The 8764-nt window shown below is 30.9% G+C and carries 9 protein-coding genes and 3 tRNA genes; 11 read left to right on the forward strand and 1 reads right to left on the reverse strand.

Features of this window, described 5'->3' with window-relative positions:
* From ACMOUI_RS07580 to ACMOUI_RS07600, 5 genes are all read left to right on the forward strand, one after another.
* On the forward strand, positions 1 to 986 hold a 986-nt coding region (locus ACMOUI_RS07580), incomplete at its 5' end, for a sensor histidine kinase (protein WP_418965126.1).
* A gap of 66 nt (positions 987 to 1052) precedes the next feature.
* Positions 1053 to 1754, forward strand: a complete 702-nt coding sequence (locus ACMOUI_RS07585; RefSeq protein ID WP_418965127.1) for a hypothetical protein — start codon at positions 1053 to 1055, stop codon at positions 1752 to 1754.
* A 92-nt stretch (positions 1755 to 1846) separates the two neighbouring features.
* A tRNA-Ser gene (locus ACMOUI_RS07590) sits at positions 1847 to 1930 on the forward strand.
* An 8-nt stretch (positions 1931 to 1938) separates the two neighbouring features.
* A tRNA-Ser gene (locus tag ACMOUI_RS07595) sits at positions 1939 to 2030 on the forward strand.
* A 54-nt stretch (positions 2031 to 2084) separates the two neighbouring features.
* Positions 2085 to 2161, forward strand: a tRNA-Arg gene (locus ACMOUI_RS07600).
* Positions 2162 to 2199: 38 nt separating this feature from the next.
* Here ACMOUI_RS07600 and trpS read toward each other — a convergent pair.
* The gene (trpS, locus tag ACMOUI_RS07605; protein WP_418965128.1) at positions 2200 to 3183 is read right to left on the reverse strand and encodes a tryptophan--tRNA ligase; all 984 of its coding nucleotides are present in this window, start codon (positions 3181 to 3183) and stop codon (positions 2200 to 2202) included.
* A gap of 139 nt (positions 3184 to 3322) precedes the next feature.
* On the opposite strand from trpS, the gene ACMOUI_RS07610 reads away from it, so the two are divergent.
* The 6 genes from ACMOUI_RS07610 to ACMOUI_RS07635 all read left to right on the forward strand — a co-directional run.
* On the forward strand, positions 3323 to 4813 hold the full coding sequence (locus ACMOUI_RS07610) for a carboxypeptidase M32 (RefSeq protein ID WP_418965129.1): 1491 nt from the start codon (positions 3323 to 3325) through the stop codon (positions 4811 to 4813).
* Between the two features lie 11 nt (positions 4814 to 4824).
* The gene (locus ACMOUI_RS07615; RefSeq protein WP_418965130.1) at positions 4825 to 5772 is read left to right on the forward strand and encodes an ROK family protein; all 948 of its coding nucleotides are present in this window, start codon (positions 4825 to 4827) and stop codon (positions 5770 to 5772) included.
* A gap of 98 nt (positions 5773 to 5870) precedes the next feature.
* The gene (locus ACMOUI_RS07620; RefSeq protein ID WP_418965131.1) at positions 5871 to 6482 is read left to right on the forward strand and encodes an acetate uptake transporter; all 612 of its coding nucleotides are present in this window, start codon (positions 5871 to 5873) and stop codon (positions 6480 to 6482) included.
* A gap of 115 nt (positions 6483 to 6597) precedes the next feature.
* Positions 6598 to 7032 (forward strand): 50S ribosomal protein L13, encoded by a 435-nt coding sequence (gene rplM / locus ACMOUI_RS07625; protein ID WP_418965132.1) that lies wholly within the window; start codon positions 6598 to 6600, stop codon positions 7030 to 7032.
* 25 nt (positions 7033 to 7057) lie between these two features.
* Positions 7058 to 7447, forward strand: a complete 390-nt coding sequence (gene rpsI, locus ACMOUI_RS07630) for a 30S ribosomal protein S9 (protein WP_418965134.1) — start codon at positions 7058 to 7060, stop codon at positions 7445 to 7447.
* 124 nt (positions 7448 to 7571) lie between these two features.
* The coding region (locus ACMOUI_RS07635) for a cytochrome c biogenesis protein CcdA (protein ID WP_418965133.1) at positions 7572 to 8764 on the forward strand (1193 nt) is incomplete at its 3' end.

Here is an 8764-nt window from a genome sequence, read left to right on the forward strand (position 1 = left end):
GAATACTCCATCAAATAATAACTTCGATAGATTCATCAATCTGTCTTTTCGATGAAAAGTTACAACTTATAATAAAAAATAGTAGATTTAATTATCTGTATGAAAAGGATAAATTGAGTTATTTGAATTTAATAAAAGATATGGAGATTATAGATATAATAAAAAAAGCGACACGTGAAAAACAAAACCAAAAAGCAGAAGTCTATATTTTAAGACTTAAAAGATATTTTAGTGTCAATGTAAAATATTTGGAGCAGGATGAAAGATATCTTTTATCAGTGAAGGATATTACTCAAACTAAAGGGATGATAGAGGTTCAAAAAACTTTTATAAGCAATGTTAGTCATGAGTTAAAAACACCTTTAACTAATATAAAGGGCTATGTAATTGCTTTAGAAGATGCGCCAGACCCTTTAAGAGGTCAATTTATAAAAACGATAAGAAATAATATAGATAAGTTGGAAAATATAATTATAGATTTTTTAAATATCAGTAAAATAGAGAGCTCCAATATAGTAAATATAGAGAAAATACCAGTAAATAGATTAAAAACAGAGTTACATGCTATTTTAAATGAGAGAATAAAAACTAGTGGAGCAAATATAACTTATAATTTAAATCTTTTAAATAAAGAGAATGAGTTAAAAATTGATTTTGAAAAGATTTTAACAATTCTAAAAAATTTAGTTGAAAATGCAATTATTTATAGAGGAAATACAACACCAGAAATAGAGATCTCTATAATTGAAACCAAAAATAGATATAAAATAGGAGTTAAAGATAATGGCGTAGGAATAGCTCCTGAAGAGGTAGAAAAGATATTTGAGAGATTTTATAGAGTTGATAAAGCTAGAACTAGTAATAAAGCTGGAACAGGTTTAGGACTTTCTATAGTGAAGGAACTTGTTGAAAGATGTGGTGGAAAAGTGGATGTAATTTCCAAAGAGGGAAAGGGAACTATTTTTATATTTACAATCTTGAAATAAGAATTTACAAATTAAAATAGGTATGCTATAGTAAATTAGAACAAAGTAACCAAAAAGGGGGATAAAATGGCTAAGGTAAAAAATATAGTAGTTGCACATGCAGCTCAGATGAGTCAACAAGTAGGAGGAGCTGTAGATATATTTGGTTCTTTTGATAATATAATTCAACCAATATTTCCTCATCCAATGATGAGATTATCAATTGTTTTAACTTTTGAAGAGATCACAAAACCAACGGTATTTGAGGTTAGATTAAATGGACCAGAAGATGATTTAATATCAAGAGGAGAGTTAACTCCAATGGTAGATCCACTTGGTGTTGGAAAGAAAATCGTAGATATAGATAGATTTTTAGTTAAAAATAGAGGAAAATATACAATCGATATTTTTGAAAAAGAGGGCGAGGAGTTAAAGTTCCTAAAAACAGAAACACTATTTATAGCTGAATACCCTCCTCAAAGAAGATTCACACCTGAACAAGTGGAAGAGATATCTAAAAATGATGAGTTAATAAGAAGTGTAAAAACTGAGTTTAAACCATTTGGTTTTGAAAATACTATAAAACTTCAGCATAATCTATTGAAAGATGCTCCAATAGAGGAGGGATTTTTAGCTATTCCTGAAAATGATAGATTGGAGATAGATGGACAGATTGTAGAGTTAACAGGAGTGAGAAGACAGATAGAGTGGATGTTTGGAAATCCTATTCCAAAAGAGGAAGAAAAAAAGGAAGAGACTACTGAAACGACAGCAACTGAAGAAAAATAGTTAATTAAAGCTGCTTTTAAAGCAGCTTTTTTTTTAAAAAATAAAAAAAGTATTTGACAAGGAATAAAAAAAATGATACTATTTCTGTGTACGGAAGGTTACCCTAACTGGTAAGGAACCGGTCTTGAAAACCGGCGTCGCAAGACTTCAGAGTTCGAGTCTCTGACCTTCCGCCATAAAGGATGGTGAAGTGGCAGAGTGGCCTAATGCACTCCCCTGCTAAGGGAGAGTACGGTTAATCCCGTACCGTGGGTTCAAATCCCACCTTCACCGCCATTTATAAAAGATATTTAAGGTAGAATGACTACCTTTTTTTTATAACTAAAATGTGCATCCGTGGCTCAATTGGATAGAGCACCTGACTACGGATCAGGGGGTTAGGGGTTCGATTCCTCTCGGGTGCGCCATAAGAAAATTAAAAAGACAGTTTTAAACTGTCTTTTTTTTATTTCTTATATGCATTTCCAATTAAACCAACTGCTGTTTTAGCTGCAGTAATCTGTTTTCTAGCTATCTCTCTAGCTTTAGCCGCACCTTTAGCTAAAACCTCTTCAACATATTCCATGTTATTAGCTAATTCCTCTCTCTTCTCTCTAGCTTCTTTAAAATAATCTAGAACAGCATTTAAAAGTTCAGTTTTAGCATGACCATAACCATAATTACCAGCTACAAACTTTTTCTTCATCTCTTCAACTTGCTCTTTTGTTGCAAAAAGCTCATAAAGTTTAACAATGTTATTATCTGGGTCTTTAGGTTCTTCTAAAGGAGTAGAATCAGTGACAATACTCATAATCTGTTTTTTTAATTCCTTTTTTGAAGCAAACATATTTATTGTATTTCCATAAGATTTACTCATTTTTTGACCATCAGTTCCAGGAATAACAGCTAAATCCTCTAAAATTTGAGGCTCTGGAAGTTTGAAAAGTTCAACCTCATACTGCTGATTAAATTTCATAGCAATATCTCTAGTCATTTCTAAGTGTTGTTTTTGGTCCTTTCCTACAGGTACAATATCAGCGTTATACATAAGTATATCTGCAGCCATAAGAACTGGATAAGTTAGAAGACCAGTGTTAGGAGTGAATCCTTTAGCAGTCTTGTCTTTATATGAGTGCCCTCTCTCTAGAAGTCCAACAGGAGTGATGTTAGAAAGTAACCACATAAGTTCAGTGTGCTCAGGAACATCTGATTGTAAAAATATTGTTGATTTTTCTGGGTCAAGTCCCAAAGCTAAGTAGTCTAAAACTATATTGTAAGAGTTTTCTCTCAATGATTTTGGATCAGTAAGAGATGTAAGTGAATGATAGTCAGCGATAAAATAAAACCCTTCATATTTATCTTGATTTTCTATAAATTGTTTCATAGCTCCAAAATAATTACCTAAATGTAGTATTCCACTAGGTTGAATACCAGATATACTTCTTTTCATAAAAGCTCCTTTTATACTAATAATCTATTTTTATATATAAGTTTACATTATTTTACTAAAATTATCAATAGAACATGAAAAATGTTGTTAAAGATGAAAAAATTCAATATAATTAAATAAAAAGTAAAGGAGTGGAATTATGAAAGAGAAAATAGAAAAATTTAAAAAGATGATAAAAGAGAAAAAAATGATAGATTCTATGTTAGCTTTACTTCAATGGGATTTGGAAACACAAGCACCAAAAGGTGGTTATAAATTGCTCTCTGAAATGATAGGAGAATTGAGTTTAAAAAGTTATAATTTAACCACGTCTCAAAGTTTTTTTGAAATATTAAGTGATTTAAAAAAAGATATAGATATGTTAGATGAAGTTACAAGAAAAGAGATTGAACTTTTAGAAGAGGAGATAGAGAAAATAAAAGTCATTCCTAGTGAAGAGTATAAGATGTACTCAGAACTTACTGCAAAGGCACAGGGAATTTGGGAAGTGGCAAGAGAAAAAAATGATTTTGAAAGTTTTGCTCCTGTGTTGGAACAGATTTTTAATTTTAATAGAAAATTTATAGAGTATAGAGGCGTAAAATTAGAGGATATATACTCAGTAATTTTAAATGATTATGAAAAAGGTATGAGTGTAGAAAAATTAGATTTTTTCTTCGATGAGTTAAAAAAAGAGATTGTACCTCTTTTAAAAGAGATAAATAAAAATAAGAGAGAGTTTCAAGATAAGATAAAGTTTCAAGTGGCAGAGTGTGATCAAGAAAATTTTTCAAAAGAGATTCTAAAATATATTGGATTTGATCTAGAGAGAGGAATAATCTCTAAGAGTGCTCATCCATTTACATTAACTGTCAATAGGGATGATGTTAGATTGACAACAAGATATATAAAAGATTTACCATTTTCCAGTGTGTTTAGTACAATTCATGAGGGGGGACATGGAATCTATGAGCAGAACATAGATGAGAGTTTAAAGGATACTATTTTAGCTGATGGAGCCTCTATGGGTATACATGAATCTCAATCAAGATTTTATGAAAACATTATAGGAAGAAGCAAAGAGTTTTGGTATGGTCTTTTGGAAAAAAGTAAATTCAAATATAAAGAGTTAGATAGATTATCTTTGGATGAGATATACAAAGGTATAAATGAAGTTTCACCATCTTTGATTAGGGTTGAAGCGGATGAATTGACATATTCACTACATATAATGGTACGTTATGAAATAGAAAAAGGGATTTTATCAGGTGAGTATATGATAAAAGATTTACCACAGATATGGAATGAAAAAATGTATGAATACTTAGGAGTAGTGCCTAAAAATGATTCAGAGGGTGTACTACAAGATGTTCATTGGTCATGTGGTCTTATTGGATATTTCCCATCATATGCTCTAGGAAATGTCTACTCTTTACAAATTTTAAATGCTATGAAAAAAGAGATAAATGTTCAAGGCGCTTTAGAAAGAGGGGAGTTAAAAAAGATAAAGAGTTGGTTAGAGGAGAAAATTCATAGATATGGAAAGTTAAAAACACCAAAAGAGATAATGTTATCAGTGACTGGAGAGGAGTTAAATCCAGCATACTATATAGATTATTTAAAAGAAAAATATAGAGAAATTTACAATTAGGAGGGAGTTTTATGAGATATTTTATAGGGGTAGACATTGGAGGGACTAACAGCAAAATAGGAATATTGAATGAAAATGGGGATATTTTAAAAAGTATAAGTATAAAAACTGAATCAATTGAGGGAGTGGACTATACTTTAAATAAAATTTGGGATGCTTCTTTAAGTTTGGCAGATGAGTTGGATATAGATAGAGATTTAATAAAAGGGATTGGAATGGGAATTCCAGGGCCAGTTATTGATCAAAAAAAAGTTGGTTTCTTCGCTAATTTTCCATGGGATAAAAATATAAATATAAGCGAAAAAATGGAAGCAATCTCGGGAGTAAAAACTAGACTAGATAATGATGTGAATGTAATCGCTCTTGGAGAAACTCTATATGGAGCAGGGAAAGGCTATTCTAAAAGTGTAACAATCGCTCTTGGAACAGGAGTAGGCGGTGGAATATTTGTCGATGGAAAACTGATTTCAGGAGCTACTGGAGCAGGTGGAGAAATTGGACATATGAAGCTTGAAAAAGATGGAAAACTTTGTGGTTGTGGTCAAAAAGGGTGCTTTGAGACTTATGCATCAGCGACAGGAGTGGTGAGAGAAGCTCTGTCTAGATTGCAAATAAATAAAAATAATGGACTATATAGAGCGATAGATGGGGATCTGAATAAACTTGAAGCAAAACATGTTTTTGATGAAGCCAAAAATGGAGATAAATTCTCTTTAGATATTGTTGACTATGTATCAGAATATTTAGCTATGGGAATTGGGAATGTGTTAAATATTATAAATCCAGAAGTGATAATACTCTCTGGTGGAGTAGCCTTAGCCGGAGATATACTACTGGACAAAGTGAAAGAGAAGTTGCCAAATTATGCACTGGGAATAACAGTTGAAAATTTACAGATAAAGCTTGGTGAACTTGGAAATGATGCTGGTATAAAAGGAGCTTCCGCTTTAACAATATAAAAAATAAATAAAGATAAGTATTTGTTGACAAAGATTTATTAAAAGGTTAAAATACTCCTTGCGTAAAAAAAATTAATTAAGGAGTAAAGAAAGAAAAAATGAATCAAAACAATCATGTAAAAATTGAAGTAGCAGACCCTTCAGCATTAGGATTATTAGGTCTTGCAATTGTTACACTAGTAGCGTCAGCAAATAAGTTTGGAATTGTAAGTGGAGTATCATTAGTAATTCCTTGGGCAATATTTTTAGGAGCTTTTGTACAGTTAATAGCTTGTTTAAATGATATTAAACATGGAAATGTATTTGGAACAACTGCATTTGGTGGATATGCATTCTTCTGGTTTGGAATGGCTATGAGTTGGATGGTACAGCTTGGAGTATTTGGTGAAGCTATGAAAGCAGCAGCAGACCCTAAAGCTTTTGGATTTGTATTTTTAGGATATTTAATATTCACACTATACATGACAATTGGATCAATCGAAACAAATAAAACATTGCTAATAATATTTATATTAATTGATTTCTTATTTATAGGATTAGCTGGAACAGCTTTTGGAATTGCACCTCATGCAATGCACACATTAGCAGCAGTATCTGAGTTTTCAATAGCTATGATGTCATTCTATGGATCAGCTGCAAATGTATTAAATAAAACTTTTGGAAGAGAGTTTTTACCACTAGGAAAACCTTTAGGAATCTTCAAAAAGTAATTGACAAAAAAGGAAAAAGTAGATATAATAGATAGGTATAATAAATCCTTTCCCACAAAGGAACGCCGTTCGTTATATTAAAATAAATATAACTATTTTCGAGGAGGAAAAAAACGTGAAGAAATACACTGCTATGCAAAGAAAAGAAGACGTTGTTAGAGAATTCGTTCACTATGACGCAGAAGGAAAAATTTTAGGAAGATTAGCTGCAGAAATAGCTAAAAAATTAATGGGTAAAGATAAAGTTTCTTACACTCCACACATTGATGGAGGAGATTTCGTAATCGTTACAAACATCGAGAAGATTGCTGTAACTGGAAAGAAATTAACAGATAAAGTTTACTACAGCCACTCAGGATTCCCAGGTGGATTAAAAGAAAGAAGATTAGAAGAGATTCTTGCAAAGAATCCTAAAGAAGCTTTAATGCTAGCTGTTAAGAGAATGCTTCCAAAGAACAGATTAGGAAGAGAGCAGTTAACAAGATTAAGAATATTTGTTGGAGCTGAGCACGCTCATACTGCACAAAAACCAGTAAAGGTAGAATTTTAATTAGGAGGGATTGACAGTGGCAGAAATGATTCAATATAGAGGAACTGGAAGAAGAAAAACTTCAGTAGCAAGAGTAAGACTTATTCCTGGTGGAAAAGGAATTGAAATAAACGGAAAAACTATGGCAGACTATTTCGGTGGAAGAGAGTTACTTTCTAAAATCGTTGAGCAACCATTAGCATTAACTGAAACTTTAGATAAATTTGAAGTTAAAGTAAACGTAATCGGTGGAGGAAACGCTGGTCAAGCTGGAGCTATCAGACACGGATTATCAAGAGCTTTAGTAGAAGCTGATGAGACTTTAAGAGGAGCTTTAAAAGAAGCTGGATTCTTAACAAGAGACTCAAGAATGGTAGAGAGAAAGAAATACGGAAAGAGAAAAGCAAGAAGATCTCCACAATTCTCAAAGAGATAATCGCTTTTTATTCAAAAGTTTTGGAGCAGATACAACTATGTATCTGCTTTTTTAGTTTGAATTTAAAAAGGAAAAGTATAATTAAAACATAATATATATATATAATTAAAAAAAGGAGTTAAAGATGGAAAAAATTACTATATTAACTTATTTTTTAGTTTTTTTCGGAGGAATATTATCTTTTTTTTCTCCTTGTGTAATTCCTCTCATCCCTATATATATGGGATATTTGTCAGGAAGTGCTAAAAAAATTGATGATAAAGGTCGTGTGATATATGTCCAAAAAAAAGTGTTTTTTAATACTTTATTTTTTGTATTTGGAATATGCACAGCATTTTTTATACTGGGGTTATCTTTTACAACTATAGGAGATTCTTTGATTGAGAATAAGGAGTTATTTTCTAAAGTAGGAGGTATATTAATAATTATGTTGGGATTATTTCAATTAGGGGTAATAAAAAATAGAAATTTGCAAAAAGAATTTAAATATCATAATAAAATAAGAAAAATGAGTCCTATTGTAGCTTTTATAACAGGATTTACATTTAGTTTTGCTTGGAGTCCATGTGTGGGACCTTTACTTTCATCAGTTTTAATATTAGCTTCAAGCTCAGAAAGTAAAATTTTAGGGAATATGTTAGTTTTACTTTATTCTTTAGGTTTTATAATACCTTTTTTATTATTAGGAAGTTTCACAACAAGAGTTTTAAATTTTTTAAGAAGAAATCAGTCATTATTAAAGTATTGTGTTAAGTTGGGCGGAATAGTATTGATATTTATGGGAGTGTTAACTTTTATAGGAAAAATGGAAAGTATTTCTAAATATTTTAGCAATCCATTGGGTTTATTAGAAACAAAAATATATGCAAAATCTACTGGACCAAATGCTCCTGAAATTAGCTTATTAATAACTGGTGATAAGGAATATAACTTAAAAGATTACAAAGGTAAAGTTGTCGTTTTAAATTTTTTTACAAGTTGGTGTGTATATTGTCAAGAAGAATTGCCAGTTTTAAATAAATTATATAAGGAATTTGGAGAAAATGAAAAAGATGTTATATTCTTAAGTATAATGAATCCAAAGACAAATAAATATCCAAATTCAAGAGATGAGAGTATAGAAAAGATAAAAGAGTATTTAAAAGAAAAAAAACAAAAAATTCCAACAGCATTAGATATAGCTGGAGAGGCATTTAAAGTTTATAGAGTAAACTCTTATCCGACGAACGTAATTGTAGGAAGAGATGGCAAGATATTTAAGTATATTCCTGGAGCACTGGGAGAGAAAGAATTGAAAAAATATATTGAAAAAGCTTT

Source organism: Cetobacterium sp., assembly GCF_048470075.1.
Lineage (GTDB): Bacteria > Fusobacteriota > Fusobacteriia > Fusobacteriales > Fusobacteriaceae > Cetobacterium_A.